Annotated in this window: 17 protein-coding genes; 12 read left to right on the top strand and 5 right to left on the bottom strand. The window is 45.0% G+C overall.

The features are described 5' to 3' along the window. The first annotated feature begins 39 nt into the window (after positions 1–39). The 11 genes from H3S94_RS07985 to H3S94_RS07935 all read left to right on the top strand — a co-directional run bounded on the left by H3S94_RS07985 (position 40) and on the right by H3S94_RS07935 (position 12530). On the top strand, positions 40–792 hold the full coding sequence (locus H3S94_RS07985) for an SDR family oxidoreductase (RefSeq protein ID WP_077992421.1): 753 nt from the start codon (positions 40–42) through the stop codon (positions 790–792). Positions 793–809: 17 nt separating this feature from the next. Then, on the top strand, positions 810–1652 hold the full coding sequence (locus tag H3S94_RS07980; RefSeq protein WP_198240736.1) for a fumarylacetoacetate hydrolase family protein: 843 nt from the start codon (positions 810–812) through the stop codon (positions 1650–1652). Positions 1653–1738: 86 nt separating this feature from the next. Then, the gene (locus tag H3S94_RS07975; RefSeq protein WP_198240735.1) at positions 1739–3049 is read left to right on the top strand and encodes an MFS transporter; all 1311 of its coding nucleotides are present in this window, start codon (positions 1739–1741) and stop codon (positions 3047–3049) included. Between the two features lie 68 nt (positions 3050–3117). Beyond that, a complete protein-coding gene (locus tag H3S94_RS07970) occupies positions 3118–4395 on the top strand; it encodes an L-fuconate dehydratase (RefSeq protein ID WP_198240734.1) in 1278 nt (425 codons plus the stop codon). An 18-nt stretch (positions 4396–4413) separates the two neighbouring features. After that, a complete protein-coding gene (locus tag H3S94_RS07965; protein ID WP_198240733.1) occupies positions 4414–5238 on the top strand; it encodes an amidohydrolase in 825 nt (274 codons plus the stop codon). Positions 5239–5262: 24 nt separating this feature from the next. Further along, positions 5263–6042, top strand: coding sequence for an SDR family oxidoreductase (locus H3S94_RS07960; RefSeq protein ID WP_077992411.1), 780 nt, complete (start codon positions 5263–5265; stop codon positions 6040–6042). A 14-nt stretch (positions 6043–6056) separates the two neighbouring features. Then, positions 6057–6398, top strand: coding sequence for an L-rhamnose mutarotase (locus tag H3S94_RS07955; RefSeq protein WP_198240732.1), 342 nt, complete (start codon positions 6057–6059; stop codon positions 6396–6398). Between the two features lie 19 nt (positions 6399–6417). Further along, the gene (gene fucP / locus H3S94_RS07950; RefSeq protein WP_198240731.1) at positions 6418–7635 is read left to right on the top strand and encodes an L-fucose:H+ symporter permease; all 1218 of its coding nucleotides are present in this window, start codon (positions 6418–6420) and stop codon (positions 7633–7635) included. Positions 7636–7789: 154 nt separating this feature from the next. Next, entirely contained in the window at positions 7790–8749 is a 960-nt protein-coding gene (locus H3S94_RS07945) for a 2-keto-3-deoxygluconate permease (RefSeq protein WP_077992404.1), read from the top strand. Positions 8750–9566: 817 nt separating this feature from the next. Next, a complete protein-coding gene (locus H3S94_RS07940; RefSeq protein ID WP_198240730.1) occupies positions 9567–11000 on the top strand; it encodes a PucR family transcriptional regulator in 1434 nt (477 codons plus the stop codon). A 126-nt stretch (positions 11001–11126) separates the two neighbouring features. Then, positions 11127–12530, top strand: a complete 1404-nt coding sequence (locus H3S94_RS07935) for an amino acid permease (RefSeq protein ID WP_198240729.1) — start codon at positions 11127–11129, stop codon at positions 12528–12530. 1461 nt (positions 12531–13991) lie between these two features. On the opposite strand, the gene H3S94_RS07930 is transcribed toward H3S94_RS07935, so the two are convergent. Then, positions 13992–14543: a cupin domain-containing protein gene (locus H3S94_RS07930; protein ID WP_077992396.1), complete on the bottom strand. Its 552-nt coding sequence runs from the start codon at positions 14541–14543 to the stop codon at positions 13992–13994. 148 nt (positions 14544–14691) lie between these two features. Here H3S94_RS07930 and H3S94_RS07925 point away from each other — a divergent pair, with 148 nt between their 5' ends. After that, positions 14692–16020, top strand: a complete 1329-nt coding sequence (locus H3S94_RS07925; RefSeq protein WP_077992395.1) for an aspartate aminotransferase family protein — start codon at positions 14692–14694, stop codon at positions 16018–16020. A 1211-nt stretch (positions 16021–17231) separates the two neighbouring features. On the opposite strand, the gene benD is transcribed toward H3S94_RS07925, so the two are convergent. The 4 genes from benD to H3S94_RS07905 are packed head-to-tail and all read right to left on the bottom strand — an operon-like array spanning position 17232 to position 20950. Beyond that, positions 17232–18026, bottom strand: a complete 795-nt coding sequence (gene benD / locus H3S94_RS07920) for a benzoate diol dehydrogenase BenD (protein ID WP_198240728.1) — start codon at positions 18024–18026, stop codon at positions 17232–17234. Continuing rightward, positions 18023–19057 (bottom strand): benzoate 1,2-dioxygenase electron transfer component BenC, encoded by a 1035-nt coding sequence (benC, locus tag H3S94_RS07915; RefSeq protein ID WP_198240727.1) that lies wholly within the window; start codon positions 19055–19057, stop codon positions 18023–18025. The genes benD and benC overlap by 4 nt, the downstream gene beginning before the upstream one ends. Before the next feature lie 49 nt (positions 19058–19106). Beyond that, positions 19107–19595, bottom strand: coding sequence for a benzoate 1,2-dioxygenase small subunit (benB, locus tag H3S94_RS07910; protein ID WP_198240726.1), 489 nt, complete (start codon positions 19593–19595; stop codon positions 19107–19109). Beyond that, positions 19592–20950 (bottom strand): Rieske 2Fe-2S domain-containing protein, encoded by a 1359-nt coding sequence (locus H3S94_RS07905; RefSeq protein WP_198240725.1) that lies wholly within the window; start codon positions 20948–20950, stop codon positions 19592–19594. The genes benB and H3S94_RS07905 overlap by 4 nt, the downstream gene beginning before the upstream one ends. Positions 20951–20976: the final 26 nt, after the last annotated feature.

Here is a 20976-nt window from a genome sequence, read left to right as displayed (position 1 = left end):
ACCAATAAACATGACAATACTGTCATATAAGGAGGAACGATGCGCCTCAATAGGAAAAGATGTGTCATTACCGCAGCAGCGCAAGGTATAGGACGTGCTTCGGCACTGAAATTTGCACAAGAAGGCGCGCAAGTGATTGCTACAGACATTAATAGCGAATTACTTGCAACCATTCGGGAGGAAAATCCGGATATAGAAATTGCTGTTCTTGATGTAACCGATAGCCAAGCGATTAACGCTTTTGTACATAAGGTAGGCACAATTGACGTACTTTTTAACTGTGCAGGATGGGTTCCTGCCGGCTCGATCGAAGAATGTGACGACGCGCAATGGCAAAAGGCATTCTCGATAAATGTTGACTCGATGTTTCATATGATAAAAGGGTTCTTGCCATTGATGCTGAAAAATGGTGGCGGATCCATTATTAATATGTCATCCGCAGCCTCCAGCATAAAAGGTGTAACAAACCGTTTTGCATATAGTGCTACGAAGGCTGCAGTGTTGGGAATTACCCGCTCGGTTGCCGCCGATTATGTAAAAAAGGGTATCCGCTGCAATGCAATTTGTCCCGGAACAGTAGATTCACCTTCGTTACGCCAACGCATTTCAGTGCAAGCCAAGCTTGAAAATCGCAGCGAAGCAGAAGTTTATGAACAATTTGTCGCGCGCCAACCTATGGGACGGATAGGTAATGTGAACGAGATTGCCGCTCTTGCGGTTTATCTGGCAAGTGACGAAACGTCGTTCACTACCGGTACATTCAACATGATTGATGGTGGTTGGACCAATTAATTAGCAGGAGGATAAAAGTGAAATTATTGCGTTTCGGAAAAAAAGGATATGAAAAGCCCGGAATTCTGGATAGGGATAACAATATTCGTGATCTTTCAGGCATTGTTCGCGATATTGACGGGGAAGTGCTTGAGAACGAATTAACCAGAATTCGTGATATAGATATATCAAGTTTACCGATTGTGGATGGATCGGTACGACTTGGCCCCTGCGTTGCCAAAACAGGAAAATTCATATGTATCGGCCTCAATTATTCCGACCATGCAGCCGAAACAAATGCTCCGATCCCAAGCGAACCGGTTATATTCAATAAGTGGACCAGTGCGATCATTGGCCCCTTTGATGATGTTGAAATCCCCCGTGGTTCCAAAAAAACCGATTGGGAGGTCGAATTGGGTGTGATTATCGGCAGAAGCGGTCGCTATATCGAAAAAGATCAGGCGATGGACCATGTCGCAGGATATTGTGTGATCAATGATATTTCCGAACGTGAATACCAGATCGAACGCGGCGGGACATGGGATAAAGGAAAAGGTTGCGATACATTCGGGCCTATCGGTCCTTGGCTCGTTACAAAAGACGAGATTGAAGACCCGCAAAATCTTGATCTCTGGCTTGATATAGACGGGAAACGTTACCAGAACGGCAATACGCAAAAGATGATTTTCGACGTTGTTACAATCGTCAGTTATGTCAGTCAGTTCATGAGTTTGCAGGCGGGTGATATTATCTCGACCGGTACGCCTCCGGGAGTGGGTCTGGGGTTGAAGCCGCCGGTTTATCTGAAGCCGGGGCAAACGATGCATCTTGGTATCACCGGTTTGGGCGAGCAAAAACAGAAAGTTGTTTCCGCCGGTTAACGGACCGAATTCAATAGTATAGCTTCCGGCGCGGGAGGTGCCTGAAGCTTTGCAAGCCACAGACATGGTATTTTGGGAGGATAACCATGAAAATAATTGCGGCATATCAAGATCCGTTATTAAACAAAACAGTTACAAAAGTATGGGTAAGGCTTATGCCATTATTATTCGTACTCTATTTTGTGGCTTTTATAGATCGGGTAAATATCGGCTTTGCCAAAGATGCAATGCAAAGCGATCTCCATCTTTCCGATAATGCCTATGCTCTGGGGGCCGGAATATTTTTTTCCGCTTATGCGCTTTTCGGTGTGCCGGCCAATTTGATATTAAATCGTATCGGCGCACGAAAATGGATAAGCATGACCACTATTGTGTGGGGTGCGTTGTCCATGACAACCGGCTTTATCACGAACGAATATGAATTTGTTCTTCTCCGGTTTTTCCTTGGAGTGGCGGAAGCCGGGTTCTATCCGGGTATTCTTTTGTTAGCTTCAATGTTTTTTCCCGATAAAGTACGCGGAACAGTTATAAGTGCTTTTGTTTTAGCTGTTCCATTTGCCCTCGCATTGGGTTCCCCGATCTCCGGTGCACTTCTGGAACTCGAAGGCTTGTTCGGATATGCCGGTTGGACGTGGATGTTCATAATAGAAGGACTTCCAGCAGTATTCACCGGTATTTTTTGTTATTTCTACCTTGATGACGCTCCTGACGATGCAAAATTTTTGTCTTCTGACGAGCGGGCGGTACTGTGCGGGCAATTGGCAAAAGAGAGCAAGAAACAGCAAGTGCGTCATTTTGGCGGAGCCGTAAAAAGTATGGCACTTTGGCATCTTGCATTGATATACGGATTTCTCCAAATCGGTGTTTACGGGATGTTATTCTTTTTGCCTTCCCAGGTTGCCGCTCTTATGGGTACGACAATAGGCTTCAAAGCGTCGATAGTCGCATCCATTCCCTATATAGCCGCTATATTCGGAGTTTATTACATACCGCGTTATACCGATAGACATCCCCATTTGCGTTTGATGGTAGCCGCATTGATCGTTATCCTTGCAGCGATCGGATTGGTTGTTTCCGCCTATGCTTCTGCACCTTTCGCAATTGTTGCCCTTTCGTTTTCGGCAATCGGTTTTCTCGCTGTACAACCCATTTTCTGGACATTTCCGCCGCAGGTATTATCAGGCAGTGCGCTTGCTGCGGGAATAGGCATATGCACCATGGTTGGAGCGATAGGAAGTTTTTTTGCTCCGATAATTCGTGTTGAATCGGAAAGGCTGTTGGCAAGCAAGTCGGGCGGCCTTGTCGTTCTCTCCCTATGCACGCTCGTCTGCGCAGCTCTCATCGCTACATTTTCCGTGTACCGCCAATACGGCTATGAAAAGCAGGCGGCAGCGTGACAAGCAAAAAATATGTCATCGGATGCAAACAGACCAATTAACTTGAACGCTTATCAAAGGTAGAAATAATGACAAAAATCATCGATATGGACGTTTTGGACATACGGTTCCCGACTTCACAAGATCTGGATGGTTCCGACGCTATGAATCCTGATCCGGATTATTCTGCTGCATATGTAATTTTAAAGTCCGATGACGACAGCCTCAGCGGACACGGGCTGACCTTCACAATCGGTCGGGGGAATGAAATTTGCTGCGCCGCAATTAAAGCAATGCGCCATTTGGTAGTGGGAATGGATCTTGAGGAGATTAAACGAAGCCCTCGCAAAATGTGGCGTACTCTCACCTCTGACAGCCAACTTCGCTGGATTGGTCCCGACAAAGGAGCAATCCATCTCGCAACAGGGGCAGTAGTGAATGCCATATGGGACTTGTGGGCTAAAAGCGAGGGAAAACCCGTTTGGAAGCTTGTTGCGGATATGACACCGGAAGAATTGGTGAATTGTATTGATTTCCGTTATTTGACCGATTGTGTCGACGAAGATGAAGCAACGGATTTATTACGCAAATGGGCGGCGAACAAGTCGAATAGAGAGGCAATCCTTCGCGAAAAGGGATATCCCTGTTATACAACTTCGGCAGGTTGGCTAGGTTATAGCGACGAAAAATTGGCGAGGTTATGCAAAGAGGCAATCGACGCCGGTTTCAATTATGTCAAATTAAAAGTCGGGCGCGATGTCGAAGAAGATAAACGGCGCATAAAAATTGCGCGTGAAATCATTGGCAATGATCGCCAATTGATGATCGACGCAAATCAAACCTGGGAAAGAAATGAGGCAATAGATTGGGTAAAACAGCTTTCTTTTGCCAATCCCTGGTTTATCGAAGAGCCGACCAGTCCGGACGATGTCGAAGCGCATCGTGCCATACGTCAGGCAGTCAGCCCGGTCAAGGTTGCGACGGGAGAAATGTGTCAAAACCGTATTATCTTCAAACAATTCATCATGCGCGAAGCAATAGACATCGTGCAGATCGACGCTTGCAGGCTTGGGGGTGTCAACGAGGTACTCGCAGTATTGCTTATGGCGGCAAAATATAAGCTGCCGGTGTGTCCGCATGCCGGAGGTGTTGGTCTTTGCGAATATGTGCAACATCTCGCCATGATCGATTATCTTTGCTTTTCCGGCAGTATGGAGGGAAGGGTAACAGAATATGTCGACCATCTCCACGAACATTTCGTTTCTCCCTGCATCATCCGTAATGCGGCCTATGTTGCACCTGTAGATCCCGGATTTTCTATTGAAATGAAACCGGAGTCGTTAAAAAAATACTCGTTTGCCGGATAGCGTGTGACGGAGAACAAGATGATCGATTGTCACGTACATTTCTGGTCTTATAACAAAGCAGAATTTCCTTGGATTTCAGGAGATCTGAGTTCCATTCAATGCGATCGACTTGTCGATGATCTGTTGTCTGTTATCGGCGATAAAGTCAGCAAGGTTATTGCCGTGCAGGCCCGCCCCAAACAGGGCGAGAATAATTTTTTGTGCACTCTCGCCCGGAAGTATCAAGCAATAGCCGGCGTTATTGGCTGGTTCGATTTCGATGGTGATGCAGAGCTTCAACTGGCAGACGCAAAACAACAATCCGTTATAAAAGGTTTCAGGCATCTCATTCAGGACGAAATTGACCCGTCAAGCTATCTTCGTGAACATTCGGGACTTCACTATGCAATGCCCCTCATTCAGGCAGAAGAGTTTGTCTATGAAATATTGATCCGTCAAAAAGATATTGATGCGGCTTTGGAATTTTGTTCCCGACATGATCGACATTATCTGGTCGTCGACCATCTGGCAAAACCGATATTCGGAGATGAAGAAGCATTCATTGACTGGAAAAACCGGGTTCTGCAACTCACCGGAATGGATCATGTATGTTTAAAGATTTCCGGATTGATGCTTGAAGCGGGAGGGGATGTTCCGCCTGATACTTTTCGTCGTTACACCGATTTTGTTTATGAAACATTCGGGCCGGAACGTCTCTTATGGGGCTCGGATTGGCCTGTGTCGTCAGTGGTCAAAAGTTATGCAAGTGTTTTGGATTACTGGAAAATCTGGACAGAACATTGGGACGGGAATGAAAGGCTGATTGTGGAGGAACAAACTCCCAAGCAAATTTACAGACTTTAGAAACATAATTACGGGAGTGGAATAATGGATCTTCATCTGAAGGACAAAGTAATTATCGTAACCGGTGGCGGAGCAGGAATTGGAGGAGCAATATCGCTCAATCTCGCAGCCGAAGGGGCAATTGTTGCGATTATCGGCCGATCGGCCTTGCATGATGATTTTGTCGAAAAGCTAAAGAAAAATGGTGCCCGTTACTGGTTCGGTCAATCCGATTTAATGGATGAGCAGGCCTGCGCAAATAATGTTCAGGAGATAGCAACGCGTTTCGGCAGGATCGACGGACTGGTCAATAATGCAGGTGTCAACGACAATATAGGAATAGAAAACTCCGTTCAGGAATTTCGACAATCTCTTGAGAAAAGCCTCGTACATTATTTTACAATGGCTCATTATGCCTTGCCCCATTTGGTCAAAACGCGTGGCTCGATTGTTAATATCGGGTCGAAAACCGCAATTACGGGACAGGGACATACCAGCGGATATGCGGCGGCCAACGGCGGCCGGTTGGCCTTGACACGTGAATGGGCTGCCGCGCTGGTGAATGACGGTATTCGCGTCAATGCGGTTATCCCCGCCGAAGTCATGACACCGCTCTATGAAAGATGGATTAAAACGTTCAAAAATCCACAAGAGCAACTTGAAAAAATCACTGCCAACATTCCTCTTGGAAAACGAATGACGACAGTGGACGAAATAGCAAACACTGTTGTTTTTCTTTTGTCGGACAGAGCATCTCACACAACCGGTCAGCATCTTTACGTCGATGGAGGATATACGCACCTCGATCGGGCGCTCACAGTTTGATCGAGGAGCCTTGAATGAAACGGTTTTGTCAAGCTTTGGATCTTGTCGATGATCCCGAAAAAATGAAGTTATATCAACAATATCACGAGCATATTTGGCCGGAAGTTGCGGCCAATATAAAGCGGCGCGGCATTAAAGACATGCAAATCTGGCAAGTCGAAAATCGGTTATTCATGATTATGGAAGTCGCCGATGATTTTAATCCCGAAGAAGCTCAAGAAATAGCGGAAAATGATCCGGTTAACGAAAAATGGGAAGCGTTAATGTCACAATTTCAAAAGCCGCTTGGCGTCGCAAAACCGGATCAAAAATGGGTCGAAATGACGAAAATTTTTGATTTGTCGGATTGCCGTTAGTCACTCTGGGAGGAAATCTATGAAGGCAAAGATAACAGAGCCAAAATATCTGACGGGATTTATTCTTGTCACAACACTGTTTTTCATGTGGGGGCTTTCTTACGGGCTTGTTGACGTATTGAACAAGCATTTCCAGGAAGCGCTACAGATTTCAAAAGCGCAATCCGGTCTCATTCAAGCTGCCTATTTCGGAGCCTATTTTGTAATTGCATTACCTGCGGGGATATTTATCTCGAAACGTGGCTATAAATCGGGCATCATAATGGGACTTTCATTATATGCTCTGGGAGCCTTATTGTTTGTACCAGCATCTATTGTAATGAATTTTTACTTCTTTCTTTTTGCGCTGTTTGTTCTGGCTCTTGGCTTGGGATTTCTGGAGACATCTGCCAATCCATATTCGTCGGCACTTGGAAATCCGGAAACAGCCGAGCAACGGCTCAATCTTTCTCAGTCTTTTAACGGACTTGGGCAGTTTATCGGGCCGTTGATAGGCGGGATGTTCTTCTTCAAAACTGTCGCGCCGGATGCTCAGGGGAATTTCGACGCTGTAACATTGACTTACGTTGTGATTGCTTGTGCTGTTGTCGGCCTTATTTTCCTGTTTCTGAAAACACCTTTACCTGATTTACGCTTGTTAGAAAGCGAGCGCGATGGAGCCAACGCTAAAACCCATCACGCGTCAATGTGGTCACATACAGAATTTGTGACAGGGGTTATAACGCTTCTGTTTTATGTGGCGGCGCAGGTGGGAGTTGGCGCATTCTTCATTAACCTGACAGTGGAAACATGGCCTAACGCCACGAGTCAGAACGCCGCCTATTATTTGTCGATCGCAATGTTGGCCTTTATGGCAGGCAGATTCATAACGACAGCTTTGATGATTAAAATAAACGCCGTAAAATTGCTGTGCATCTATGCGATTATCAATACGATTTTATGCGCAGTCATTTTGATAGGTTGCAATTACATCTCGGTTATTGCCGCAATCGGAATTTTCTTTTTTATGTCGATTATGTTTCCGACAATCTTTGCAATGGGAGTTAAAAATCTCGGTTCTCACACCAAGATGGGTAGCTCTTATATGATTATGGCGATCGTCGGTGGTGCTATTCTGCCATATTTTATGGGACGGCTTTCAGATGCATTCGGAACCCATTATTCCTATGGTTTGCCTCTCGTTTGTTTTCTCATAGTGGTGGCATATTCAATTTCGTATCGAAAATTGGCAGCTTGACCCCCGAAAATTCGCCTTTCTGCCAACAAGCACATCAAGGCGCAACAGGCTTTGCGCCCCAATAAACAAGCGATGAAGTTTCAAAAGGAAACTTGTTCGCAACACCAACATATCCACAATAGCAGTTATTACGCACAAAAGCGGAGGAGTTGGAATGCGTATATTACATTATGTTGAAAAAATACCCGGCGGGCTTATGATCGTCCCTCTTTTTTTGGGGGCATTGGTAAAAAGTTTTGCCCCCGGCACAGCTTCCTATTTCGGTTCATTCACCCAAGGGATAATTACGGGCGCTATACCTTTATTAGCAGCATGGCTTTTTTGTATGGGCACGTCAATCGACTTGCGAGCGACCGGAACAGTTCTAAGAAAGTCGGGAACGCTGATTGGTACTAAAATTCTTGTTGCCTGGATAGTTGCGTTTATCTGTATGCGGTTTTTGCCGTCGGCTGGCATAACGGAAGGGTTTTTCGCAGGTCTCTCAACTTTGGCAGTTGTCTCGGCGTTAGATATGACCAATGCCGGTCTTTATGCGTCTCTCACCCATATGTATGGCTCAAAAGAAGAAGCTGCCGCTTCGGTTCTCGTATCAATGGAATCGGGACCATTGGTAACAATGATAATTTTGGGTACTATCGGAGCCGCAGCATTTTCACCCGCCCATCTTGTCGGCGTATTAATTCCGTTTCTGGTCGGATTTGTGCTCGGTAATCTTGATAACGATTTAAGAGCGCTTTTTAGCCCCGGAAGTAAATTGTTGATCCCGTTTTTTGCATTCGCACTTGGGAATACCATTGACTTGAGTATTGTAGTGCAGACCGGTTTGCTTGGTATTACAATGGCTATTGGTGTTGTTGTCATTAGCGGTATTCCACTTATTTTGAGTGATATTTTTATAGGCGGAGGACGCGGAACAGCCGGAATCGCAGCTTCCAGTTCGGCTGGCGCGGCAGTAGCCACACCTGTAGCGATTGCGCAGATCAACCCCGAATTTTCGGCTGTTGCACATTCTGCTACAGCATTGGTTGCCACATGCGTCGTTATTACTTCTGTTATTGTGCCGATTGTAACAGGCTTATGGGCGAAAAACATCGCTCCCAAGGTGAGGGCGTAATCATTTTGAATGCAAATATAATAACTTATGATGGAGCTATTGTGCTCCATCATAAGTGAAATTCCGGTTTAACACTTAAAATTTTACATTTAAAAATTATATTTTTGGTTGTGTTCAGTAAAAATTTTATTATTAATAAATAAAAAATATATATTATATTTTAAATAAATTTAATTAATAACGTAAATTATTATGTTTTTTAAAAATGAAAAAAATATTTTATGTATTTTTTAAATTGTGAATTATATTATTTATTTAATTAGAAGTGATCGTTTATGTGTCAGTATTTTTTTGAGTTTTACGGATGTTATTGTTGGCTTGCTATAAGGTTATCCGGACTATTCTGGTAAATCTATTGATTGTTGGCATATCATTACATGGTTACATGCATTTCTCCGGTCTTCCGGATTGAAAATATGCGCCATGTATCTCTTTTTTAATCGACGATAACAAGCTGTCTTCTCCGCAAAATAATCTCCGAAATTCCAATCATATTTTCGGTGGCTTGGTGCATAAGCATATCATTGTGATAGCTTCAATATTGGCTGCGAAGATAGAGTTTATCTTCAGTATGGTGGAAGCCATTCTGACAAGTTGTTGGTAATAGCGTTGATAAAGTTCAAATAACCGGAACGGGACATATAGCGATAGAATGGGTCGTTCATATAGAACTTTAAAAGCCCCGATTTAAAATAATCTTTGTTTGGTAATGACAGTGGAATAAAATTATTTATTATTTGAAATAAACGTTAAACCGGCGCTTTTCCGCGTGGGCAAAGGCGATCATGTCAATGATACCGGAAGAGGGGGGAGAATAATGATTACAGTCAACGATTTGGTTGCTAACAAGGGCTTGCAATTAAGCTATAAAGCAGGCACGCAAGGCGGCGAAAAATTAATCAATTGGGCTCATGCCGTCGATCTTCCGGATCCTTGGAACTGGGTTTCTGCGGGTAATCTGGTGATGACTACCGGTGCAGGCATACCCGTAAATGCCAAAGAACAAGTTGAATGGATTACCAGGCTCATAGCCTCGAATGCCAGTGCACTTGTTATTACTCCCCGTAGTGATGCAGCCAACCTCACCAGAGATTTGCTTGATATTGCCGATGAACATAACTTTCCAATTCTGGTTGCTCATTTCAAGGTGAAACTCGCTTGCATCGCGCGCATCGTTATAGAAAGCAGTATGAATACCCGAAGGGACCAATTGGAAGCGGGGCACAAGCTCTTTCAAGCTTATGCACTGTCTTTGCATGAAAGTTTGGAACTGAATGAACGCCTTGAAAATCTGGGGCGCCGCCAATTATGGCATATGATTGTGAGCGACATTCGCAGCCACCAAATAATTGCAGCCTCATCAAAAGCATTGAAAGTTCCAGATAACGTTCAGCCGCTTGAAGTACCAGGTCGTAGTCATGTATTGCTCTATCTTTGGCATCATGACGAGAAAACCATTATTGACCCATTGCTGGCCCATTATCTCAATGGATTGATCGGCATTGAAATGGAACGCCAGATGATCGAGTGCGACCGGCAGCGACAAGAGGGCGAAAAACTATTCAAGGATATTCTTTCAGGTGATGTCGATTACCGTGCAACGAAAGCAATTTTGATGCGCCGCAATCTGGAAAATCCACTTGTCAATCTTGCAATAGAAGTAGGTGGCCCCGCCAAATGGACATTTGAAGACATCCATTATCATCCGGTTTTTCGCAATTCGTTTCCGCTTATTCTTGCCGGTCAACCCGATTATATTACCTTACCCGATAATGAAGACATGATTGGCGCTGTGGTTGAAGCTTTCGGCCCTGCTACGAAAATTGGCGTTAGCCAGCCGGTTACATTGGCAACAGGATTTGTCGAAAGTACACGTCAGGCAAAAATTGCACTTTCTCAAGCCAAGGAAAACAGTTGCAATATCATGCGATACGGAACAGAGGGACAAATCGTCAGTCTGTTTCCGAAAACAGTTTCGGAAACGCGGGATATTGTCGAGCATTTTTTAGGGAAACTGATCGATTACGATAAGCAAAACCATACTTCTTTGCTCCAGACTTTGGATATATTTATCGCACAGGATTGCAACTGGAAAGCTGCGGCATATGTGCTCGGAATCCATCGTCAGACGTTGATTTACCGCATTCACCTGATTGAACAATTGACCGGTCTTAAGCCGAACTCCTCACAAGGTACTGCAACGTTCTGGCTGGCACTAAAGGCGGGAAAAACTGCCGGTATTCTACCGTGATAAAGAATTGTTCCCAATCATACATATGTATTAACGAAAAGCGCATTGGCGTATAATCGCCAATAGAGGAGTTTATCTTGTTACGTTAGCTTATCTTGTAAAATAAAAATAATGGGAGCAAATACAATGATAGAGCAAACGGAAAAAAATCCGAAGCTGCAACAAAAACTGAAAACACGTCACGTGACGATGATTTCATTAGGAAGTATTATCGGTGCAGGACTGTTTGTCGGTTCCAGTGCTGTAATTTCGTTAGCAGGCCCTTCGGCCTTTGTGGCATATGCCTTTACCGGCGTTCTTGTTATGTTGATTATGCGCATGGTTGGGGAAATGGCTGCCGCCCATCCGGTTTCAGGGTCGTTTGTCGAATATGCGAGAATGGCGTTCGGCAATTGGGCCGGTTTTTCCACGGGCTGGCTTTATTGGTATTTTTGGGTCATTGTTGTGGGATTTGAAGCGGTTGTCGGAGGCCAGATCATCAATGGTTGGTTCCCCGATTTTCCTGTGTGGTCGATTGCACTGGTACTGCTTATTGTGATGACTGCAATCAATTTACTCTCTGTCGGCTCTTTCGGTGAGGCCGAATACTGGTTTTCAGGACTTAAAATCATCGCCATCGTGGTGTTTATTGCAGTAGCTGCGGCTTATGCGTTCGGGCCTTGGCCGGGGTCTTCCGCTTCGATCTCGAACCTCTTCAATCACGGTGGTTTTTTTCCGCATGGAATAGTGGCCTTTTTATCATCTATCGTGGTTATCATCTTCTCGATGACCGGTGTCGAAGTGATTGCAATTGCCGCTGCTGAATCTGCAGACCCTGAACGGAGTATGCAACAAGCAGTCAAAAGCGTTATTATCCGCGTTCTGGCTTTCTTTGTAATTTCAACTTTTCTGATTGTTGTCATCCAGCCCTGGACCGAAGTTGTTCCGGGTAAATCACCTTTCGTTACCACATTTGACACTATCGGTATTCCAGGAGCCAGCACGATGCTGACAATTGTCATTCTTGTGGCAATTCTGTCGGTGATAAATGCAGGCCTTTATACAGCATCCCGCTTGCTGTTTGTGCTTAGTTTGCGCGGAGAAGCGCCAAAAACTCTTACACATGTCAGTGCTCGCGGAGTACCTATAAAAGGCGTGCTTTTTTCAACTCTGATCGGTTATGCATGTGTGATTATTGCAGCTCTTTGGCCGGATACCGTCTTTCTTTTCCTGATTAATTCATCCGGTGCGGTATTTCTATTTATTTACTTGATGATTTGTTTGTCACAAATGAAACTGCGCAAACGGTGGGTCGCCGAAGGAACGCTGAAATTCAGAATGTGGGGTCATCCCTGGCTACCACTTGCTGTAACTGCTTGCATTATTGCTGTTATCGTCAGTATGCTGTTTGAAGATTCAACGCGGATCAGTCTTATGCAATGTTTGATCTCGGTGGCGTTTATTTTGATTGTCTTTGTCATTATGAACAAATTCAAACAAAACAGGTTTAACATCAGTACGAGCCAAAACGCAGTATCCGAACCCGAATGATTTGCGAGCGATAGCTTGCGAAGAAAGTTCAATTATATAGCAAGTCGATCTGTTCGTTTTCTATAAGCGGGTAGTATGATGACCAATTCAAGCAGGGAAATATATGAACGTATATTTCCCTGCATATAAGCGATGACATAAAAGGCATTCTTTTAACGAAATCAATTCATGGTTTATTTTAAAATCGGCAATCTGTCGGTTTTGGACGTTATGTCTATTGTCTTGACGATAAGAAAGCGGGTTTGTGGATGTCATACATGACCTTTAAAAAAACAGGAATTGCTTTGTAGAAAGGTGCGAGGGCGTAACTAAACAGATTGCCAGCCTCGGAATTTTTGAAGAAAAATCCGATAGTTTCAAGCTTTTGCTTTTTCATGAACATCTATAGCTCATCAATGTTGAACCCATGAACATTGGATCCGGCTCTTCAAATATTAATCTGAACTCGAACGCAGCCGGCTATAAAATCGGGTGGTTATTCTGCATTCTTTTTGGAGAGCTGTCATATTGAAAAAGGTGTCAGGACAACTGGCGAAAGCGGAGGGATTGAACAGGATGAAATGTTAAAACGCATAGGCTCGATGGTTTGAAGCAAGGGGCAGGGTAGCCGACCCAATTAAACCGGGCGGATGAACGTTGTTACCCGATCGTCTGTCAAAAAGAGATGAATTTTATCCATTAATTACAATAAAAATCCCGAAAATGATGGAAATAACTTATGGGGCATCAACCCGTTTGCAAGTCTCGCACGAAACGATAAAAGATTGCCACTTCCTTCCTGAAATCGGGTTAGACGCTCTCGATGACATGCCTCATCCGACCCCACCAAGAAGAGAAATATCCGTTCATGTTTAGAACATCACCGTTTTACAGTGAGCGATAAATATCATGCTGTATGACGGGAATACCGAAAAAGGCCGTTCATGCAGCAAATGAGTATTCAGACCATCAGGAAATCATTGGATACACAAGGCCGTCAAAGCGTTAGACTACGACACAATTTTCTCTAAACATTATAAATTGGCCAAGGTGGTAGAACTCGAAACATGGAACCGCGATATTTATAACTTCTCTGTAAACGGCTTTCATTAAATTGTGATTGTCGGCATATTGTACGGTTTCCCCACTAGGCTTTGATTTTCAATTCCGTCGGTATATCGCGGTCTTTATGAATGGTACGTTTTAATCGACATAAACAAAGTGTCGATGAAATACCCCTGTTTTATCCTTCAAGGCTTTCATGAAAACCTCGAAAACGTTGAAAATACTCTTCGATCTGTCTGAATGAAGTTGTCTGTCCGTCAATTGTCCATCGTCAAATATTCGGCACTTGAGCTTGTTGGTGATGTGTTTTGTGTCATAAGAAATGCGATCGTTTCTATCAATATCTCACCGGCAACACATTGTTCTGCTTGGGGCAAAATAAAAATTTCCGCTGAAGATCAATAGCGTTCAGACTGTTCAGAATGTCGGTGGAGTACAGGCGCTGACAACTTCACAAATGGCATCACCAACACAGCGAAAACCGTGAGGCCTTCTGCTTTCAAAATAATAAGCATCGCCTGGTCCGAGAATTCTTCTTTCATTGTCTACTATGACTTCAAGTCTGCCCGATATAACGATACCGCCTTCCTCGCCTTCATGAACGAGAAGCACTTTTCCTGTGCCCGATCCCGGTTGATAACGTTCTTTCAGGATTTGCAATGCACGGTTGGGAAAACGCTCGCCAATTTGCCGATAGGAAACCTTGCCTTTGCCGATTTCGGTCAATTCGTCAGCTTTATAGAAAAACTTGGCAGGCATTTCCGGTTTTAACGAGAAGAATTCTCCGAGATCAATCGGAATCCCGTCAAGTATACGTTTTAACGCACCAACCGAGGGATTACTTCGACCGGCTTCAATTAACGAAATCGTCGAAGGTGTAACACCTGCCCGTTCTGCAAGTTTGCGTTGCGATATATTTTTCGCCAATCGGACGTAACGCAATCTCACGCCTATATCTGTGTTTTCCATTCTATTCCCCGTTCATAGTGTTGAAAATATCGAAATATTTGTAATACAAATTAATAAAATCAGATAGTTAAAAATATGAAGAAAACGACTTGTTTAATCTGGAAAAAACCACCTTAGTATAAATAATAATAATTTAACGGAGGGATTCATGACAAAGATTAACAATACGATTTCACTTGAAAGTTACTGGATGCCCTTCACGGCCAATCGCCAGTTTAAAGCAAATCCTCGCATTCTTTCGGCAGCAAAAGGTATGTATTATACCGACATCGACGGCAATAAAGTTGTTGATGGTACGGCCGGCCTTTGGTGCGTCAATGCAGGGCATGGTCGTGACGAGATTACCAATGCAGTGCAACACCAATTGGCAACATTGGATTATGCCCCCGGTTTTCAAATGTCCCATCCGATCGTTCACGAGTTTTCCAACAGGCTCGTTGAAATGGCACCGGGAGGTAAAGATAGTGGTCTCAATCACGTATTTTTTGCCAATTCCGGTTCGGAAGCCGATGATACTGCTCTTAAAATTGCTATTGCTTATCAACGCGCTATCGGGCAAGGAACACGCACCCATCTGGTCGGGCGTGAAAAAGGCTATCACGGCGTCGGCTTCGGAGGTATTTCGGTGGGAGGTCTGGTGAATAACCGACGTGTATTTCCGCAGATTCCGGCAAGCCATATGCGCCATACGTTGAATATCGAGAAAAATGCTTTTACTCGCGGTTTGCCCCAGCACGGTGCCGAACTTGCCGACGATCTTGAACGCATTGTCGCTTTGAACGGTGCTGAAACGATTGCAGCCGTTATCGTTGAGCCAATGTCCGGATCAGCCGGTGTTATATTACCTCCCGTCGGATATTTGCAACGCTTGCGGGAAATTACGCGAAAATATGGAATTCTTCTGATTTTTGACGAGGTTATTACCGGTTTTGGTCGCCTTGGAACACCATTTGCGGTCGATTATTTCGGAGTTGTTCCCGATATGGTGACATGCGCTAAAGGACTTACCAATGGTTCCGTTCCGATGGCAGCAGTCTTTGTTCAGGAAGATATTTATAAAGCATTAATGCAAGGACCGGAAAACCAGATAGAGCTATTCCACGGTTATACTTATTCCGGACACCCTGTTGCCTGTGCTGCGGGCCTTGCAACGATGGATATTTATAAACGAGAGGGGTTGTTGACACGTGGAAAAGAGCTTGAAAAATACTGGGAAGACGCGCTCTTTTCACTTAAAGGGCTACCCAATGTCATTGATATTCGCACAATCGGTCTTGTCGGGGGGGTAGAATTGGCACCTCGCGATGGAGCGGCCGGACAACGTGGATATGAAATTTTTGTCGATTGCTTCAAAAATGGTGCCTTGGTTCGTCAAACCGGCGACATTATAGCACTTTCTCCTCCGTTGATTGTTGAAAAAGATCAGATTGATGTGATTGTCAGCAAACTGGCGGACGCCATAAAACGTACGAAATGATCTCGACGTTTGAATTGAAACAAACGGTTTGATTTGAAGTAAGTTCAATCGACAGGTTTTGAAAAATAGACTTACCGACCAAAAGATGTAACTTTTTGGTCGGTAACTATTTTCGTTCTCTAGTTGGTAATGATTCTCTTTCTCTAAGGGAGCTTTGCTAGCGTTTTTGCCTGAACTTACAGCGGGGGTTGATTATCATGCATCTTTTGGCGGCAATAAAAACTCAAGCCGTGGTCCACGATAGCAAGGCACATATGTCCGCCAGTTCTTAACAAAAGTAAAAACTGCCTATCAACTTTCTTCATGACGCGAGAAATATGGATAACGTCGGCAAAGACCAATAATTTAATGTCCTGTCTAAATTGAGATCGTTTTAACAAGAATAGAAGTTATAGGTAACGGCCACGCAGATAGCAGACAGGCATATACGTACTCATAGCTCGTAGCGTGTCACTATCTGCCGGCCGTTGTCAAATTTTGCGACCAATTCTCCATTTTTTGGTGGTAACCGCAAATTTGTCTATTCAAGCTTGTCTGTTAAGGAGAACTAAACGGTTCTTCAGCTTCTGCTGGCAGTCCTTCAAATTTTTGCCAAACACTGCCTTTCGGAACCAGCCTGCTTCATCCTGTTCGTCGATGAGTTCCTTTATAACCGGTAACACCCCTAATTCACAGGAGAGCCACTCTTTTGTTGTTACTCGTCTCTATTTTTTTTACAAATAGGGCATATCAATTTTCCGGTTGACTCGAACTGCATGCAGTTTTGAGTTCAAGCCAGCTTTTGTGCGACCAATAAGACGGGTAAACACCCCCGTTTTTTTTAAAACTTACGCCAGTGAGGTGCGCCTTTAGAGTGGGGTATCAATCATCATGTGTTGAGGTCTTGGGGCTTACGCGGTAATGTCGAAAAACTGCAATCAAATACACCTGATTTGTTCCAGAGGATAAAGCGAATAGAGAGCTTCTTATTCGGGGTATGGGAGACAGAAGTATCTTTCTATTGAAAATGATGTTTGATGAGGCAAACAATGCCGCTGATGATGCGCCGGTCATCTACGACATGCATTATTCCGTGCGACAATAAAAAATAGGGCGATATCCGCGCTGTCTAATCAACGCAAAGTAAAAAATCATTCATTTGGCAATCTTCCATAAGACCAATGAATATAATTCACTTATCGTGTTCATTGATAAAATTAATGGTTCTGCTCCTAGCCTGTGTCACCTCCCGCGACAGGCAGGATCGTTCCGGTGATATAGGAAGCCTCATCCGAAGCAAGGAACAGGATTGGAGCGGTCTGCTCATCAATTGTTCCATAGCGCTTGAGAAAAGTAGATTCCTTAACTTGATCGACGACCTCCGCCATCCAGGCTTTTTCAGCAGGAGTTTCCCCCTCGCTATTGCGTGGAATGCGGCGAGGTGGCGCATCAGTACCGCCCGGTGCTGTGGCGACCACCCGAATGTTGTTGCCAGCCATTTCCATGGCCAGTGATTGGGTAATTCCATTGATCCCGCCCTTAGCGGCAGAATAAGGCAGCCGATAAATACCACGCGTGGCATTGGACGAAACATTGACAATCGTACCGCCGCCCCGCGCGATTAGATGCGGTAGCACTGCATGGCAACCATAAAGAGTTGGCATCAGCGAGCGCCGTATTTCGGCATCAATCTGTTCGGGTTCAAATTCCGTATAGGGGCGCATGCGGATGGCGCCACCAACATTATTGATTAAAATATCAATACCGCCATAAGTTTCTTTGGCAAACGCCATTGCATCGCGTGCGCCCTCCCATGTTTCAAGATCGGCATTGAAAGCAGCAGCTTCACCTTCAGATTTGTTTGCTTCCGCAGCAATATCACCGACGAAATGTGCCCGATCAACCAGAAGAACTTTGCCCCCCTCTGCCGCCGCTCGCAAGGCAACTGACCGGCCGATACCTTGTGCCGCTCCGGTTACAACCAGCACTTTGCCACGAAAACGACCATTGAAATAGACTCTATTCATGCACTTGTCCCCGATGAGGCATTGGGCGTAAACTTTTCGTAATGGAAGCTTCTGGGACTTATTGCGTTTTCAAGAAGATAACGGCGCACAGCGTCAACCATAGGGGGAGGGCCACAAAGATAGATGTCGACCTCGCCATCTGCCAGCATTTCTTCGGGCATATGTTGTGTTACCCAGCCTTTACGCGGATGATTGGAGGCTTCTTCAGCAACCACTGTCGTAAAGCTGAATTTTGGTAACCGCTTGACATAATCCTCCAATGCGTCAACCAGCACTAAATCAAGATCGCGGGTAACACCATAGACAAGATGAATTTTTTGCTGTGAATTTTCGCGCGCCAATACTTCCAGCATTGACAAAAAAGGAGCAAGTCCAGTGCCGCCAGCCAAGAACAATAACGGCCGGTCATACTTGCGCAAGTAGAAGCTACCCATCGGTCCCGTTATATCAAGTTTGTCGCCGGTTTTTGCCTGTGCCAACCAGCTACTCATCATTCCACCAGGAACCATTTTGACGAGAAAGCACGCACGGCTTTCACCGGGAGCCGAGCTAAATGAATAAGAACGTTTAATGTCACTATCAGGCACATTAATATTGACATATTGACCGGGCATGAACATCGGTATTGCTTGATTGCTATCCGGTGCGAACTCAAGCTCCAAAACAATAGCTGCATCCTGATGCTTTTCAATTCGCGCAACAGTAGCCTGAAATGTCTGCTGACCAGTCTTACAACTTGTGGATGTTGCCGGTACCCGTATTATACAATCGGAAGCTGGCATCATCTGGCAAGTGAGAACAAAACCTTCGGCGGCTTCATCCTCACTCAACGCATCTTCAATATAATCATTGCCAAGACTATAGATACCGCTCTCGGCTTGGCACTTACAAGTACCACACACGCCGTCGGAACAATCCATCGGCAGATTAATCTTGTTGCGATAAGCAGCGTCGAGAACCTTCTCTCCGGCTTTACAATCAACAAAACGGGTCACACCGTCTTCAAAATTGAAGGCAACTCTATATCCCATGAAACCTCTCTCCTTATAGCTCGCCAGTGTATAGTTGTCCCGAGATGGATCAGACGTGATAGACGTCGATCACCTGGCGGATATAGTCGTTTTTGAGAACAATTTTTTTATTGCTAATAAGCAATTTGTCATCTGATTTACGCAAAGTAACAAACGTAGTCCCAAAAAACTGGTCAGTAATTTTATAACGATGGTTCAAAGTCAAAAAATTGTAACGCACGTCAATATGCATCCCGTCATTAGCCACGATCTCGATATTAGAGATATTATGACAAGTGCGCGGTTCCGGTGTTGATGCACCGGAGCGTTCCGTCTTGATACGAAATACCCGATCCTCTAAACCTTCACGGTTCGGGTAATAGATCAACGAGATTTGCGATTGAGGGTCCTCGGTAATCTGGTCATTGTCGTCCCATGCGGGCATCCAATAGCCAACATCGGGCGCATAACAAGTCAACCAGTCATCCCACTGCCGGTCATCCAGCAGCCGCGCCTCGTAATAAAGGAAGGCGCACACAGCTCTGTAATCATGACTCATGTCATGTCTCCAATCTTCTCCGAGGCCACTGCATCGCGCATTACCCGAGCCCAATATTCGTGCTGGACAACGAAAAGACCTTCGTCCTCGCTGCGTTCACCGGAAATCAGCGGGTTCATCCCCATGCGGCGTGCATTCTCGTCGGGGCCGTGAAGCCATAATGGTGCACCGCGTGACATGTCATTCCAAAACGGCACACTACCAGCATAAGCTGTCTGGCAAGCACGAAACTCTTCCAGATCATCCGAGGTTCCCATACCTGAGACATTGAAAAAGTCTTCATATTGGCGGATGCGGTGTGCGCGATCTTTGGTATTTTCGCCTTTAGGAGCGAAGCAGAATATCGTCACTTCAGTTTTATCCACTGATAATGGGCGCACCACACGGATCTGGGTACTGAACTGATCCATCAGGAACACATTCGGATAGAGGCACAAATTTCGTGTCTGATTGACGATAAACGCAGCCTTTTCCTCACCCACCCGAGCAGCAAGCGCCTCGCGATGACCATAGATCGGACGAACTTCAGGATTTCTGACATTGGTCCAGAGCAGGATATGTCCGTGATCAAACCCATAGACACCAGCGACCGACTTGCTCCAACCATTGGCATCAACTGCCTTGGTACCGGTTTCGCTGCGGCGTTCCATTGTCGTAGCGTAGTTCCAATGAACAGAGCTGACATGATAACCATCGCAGCCATTTTCCATTTGTAGCTTCCAATTCCCGTCATAGATGTAAGAAGAATTGCCACGCAATACTTCAATCCCGTCCGGAGCCTGATCAACAATCTGATCAATGATAACGGTGGTTTCACCCAAATATTCCTTCAAAGGTATGACATCAGGGTTTAGACTGCCGAAAAGAAAGCCACGGTAATTCTCGAACCGTGCAACGGGGGGCAAATCATGCGAACCATTCGTATCGAATTGATCCGGGTATTGTGTCGTTTTTGCATCCTTTACCTTCAGCAATTTGCCGCTATTAGCAAAGGTCCAACCATGAAACGGGCAAGTAAAGCTGCCTTTATTGCCCTGCTTACGACGGCATAACATAGCCCCCTTGTGGGCACAGGCATTGACAAGAGCATTAAGCTTGCCAGTCTTATCACGCGTAATAACGATTGGCTTGCGACCGATCCAAGTGGTGTAATAATCGTTATTTTCAGGAATCTGGCTTTCATGCGCCAGATAAACCCAATTGCGTTCAAAAATATACTTCATTTCGAGCGCAAACAAATCTTCATTGGTGAAGATATCGCGTCGACAGCGAAACACTCCTGCTTCTGCATTATCTTGCACGGCATCAGCAAGCAGATAGTCGAGATCGCGCGCATTTTCGATAACTGTGGACATAATTCCTCCTCCCGGGATTGCCCATT

The organism is Bartonella sp. B10834G3, assembly GCF_016102505.1.
GTDB lineage: Bacteria > Pseudomonadota > Alphaproteobacteria > Rhizobiales > Rhizobiaceae > Bartonella > Bartonella choladocola.
Note: the sequence above shows the minus strand (reverse complement) of the source record. Positions and strands in the feature narration are given on the sequence as shown.

Coding starts and splice junctions, on each gene's coding strand:
- H3S94_RS07970 (WP_198240734.1), top strand. CDS start 3,118: ATGACAAAAATCATCGATATGGACGTTTTGGACATACGGTTCCCGACT.
- H3S94_RS07940 (WP_198240730.1), top strand. CDS start 9,567: ATGATTACAGTCAACGATTTGGTTGCTAACAAGGGCTTGCAATTAAGC.
- H3S94_RS07965 (WP_198240733.1), top strand. CDS start 4,414: ATGATCGATTGTCACGTACATTTCTGGTCTTATAACAAAGCAGAATTT.
- H3S94_RS07955 (WP_198240732.1), top strand. CDS start 6,057: ATGAAACGGTTTTGTCAAGCTTTGGATCTTGTCGATGATCCCGAAAAA.
- benD (WP_198240728.1), bottom strand. CDS start 18,026: ATGAATAGAGTCTATTTCAATGGTCGTTTTCGTGGCAAAGTGCTGGTT.
- H3S94_RS07925 (WP_077992395.1), top strand. CDS start 14,692: ATGACAAAGATTAACAATACGATTTCACTTGAAAGTTACTGGATGCCC.
- H3S94_RS07945 (WP_077992404.1), top strand. CDS start 7,790: ATGCGTATATTACATTATGTTGAAAAAATACCCGGCGGGCTTATGATC.
- H3S94_RS07960 (WP_077992411.1), top strand. CDS start 5,263: ATGGATCTTCATCTGAAGGACAAAGTAATTATCGTAACCGGTGGCGGA.
- H3S94_RS07985 (WP_077992421.1), top strand. CDS start 40: ATGCGCCTCAATAGGAAAAGATGTGTCATTACCGCAGCAGCGCAAGGT.
- H3S94_RS07930 (WP_077992396.1), bottom strand. CDS start 14,543: ATGGAAAACACAGATATAGGCGTGAGATTGCGTTACGTCCGATTGGCG.
- H3S94_RS07975 (WP_198240735.1), top strand. CDS start 1,739: ATGAAAATAATTGCGGCATATCAAGATCCGTTATTAAACAAAACAGTT.
- benC (WP_198240727.1), bottom strand. CDS start 19,057: ATGGGATATAGAGTTGCCTTCAATTTTGAAGACGGTGTGACCCGTTTT.
- fucP (WP_198240731.1), top strand. CDS start 6,418: ATGAAGGCAAAGATAACAGAGCCAAAATATCTGACGGGATTTATTCTT.
- H3S94_RS07905 (WP_198240725.1), bottom strand. CDS start 20,950: ATGTCCACAGTTATCGAAAATGCGCGCGATCTCGACTATCTGCTTGCT.
- benB (WP_198240726.1), bottom strand. CDS start 19,595: ATGAGTCATGATTACAGAGCTGTGTGCGCCTTCCTTTATTACGAGGCG.
- H3S94_RS07935 (WP_198240729.1), top strand. CDS start 11,127: ATGATAGAGCAAACGGAAAAAAATCCGAAGCTGCAACAAAAACTGAAA.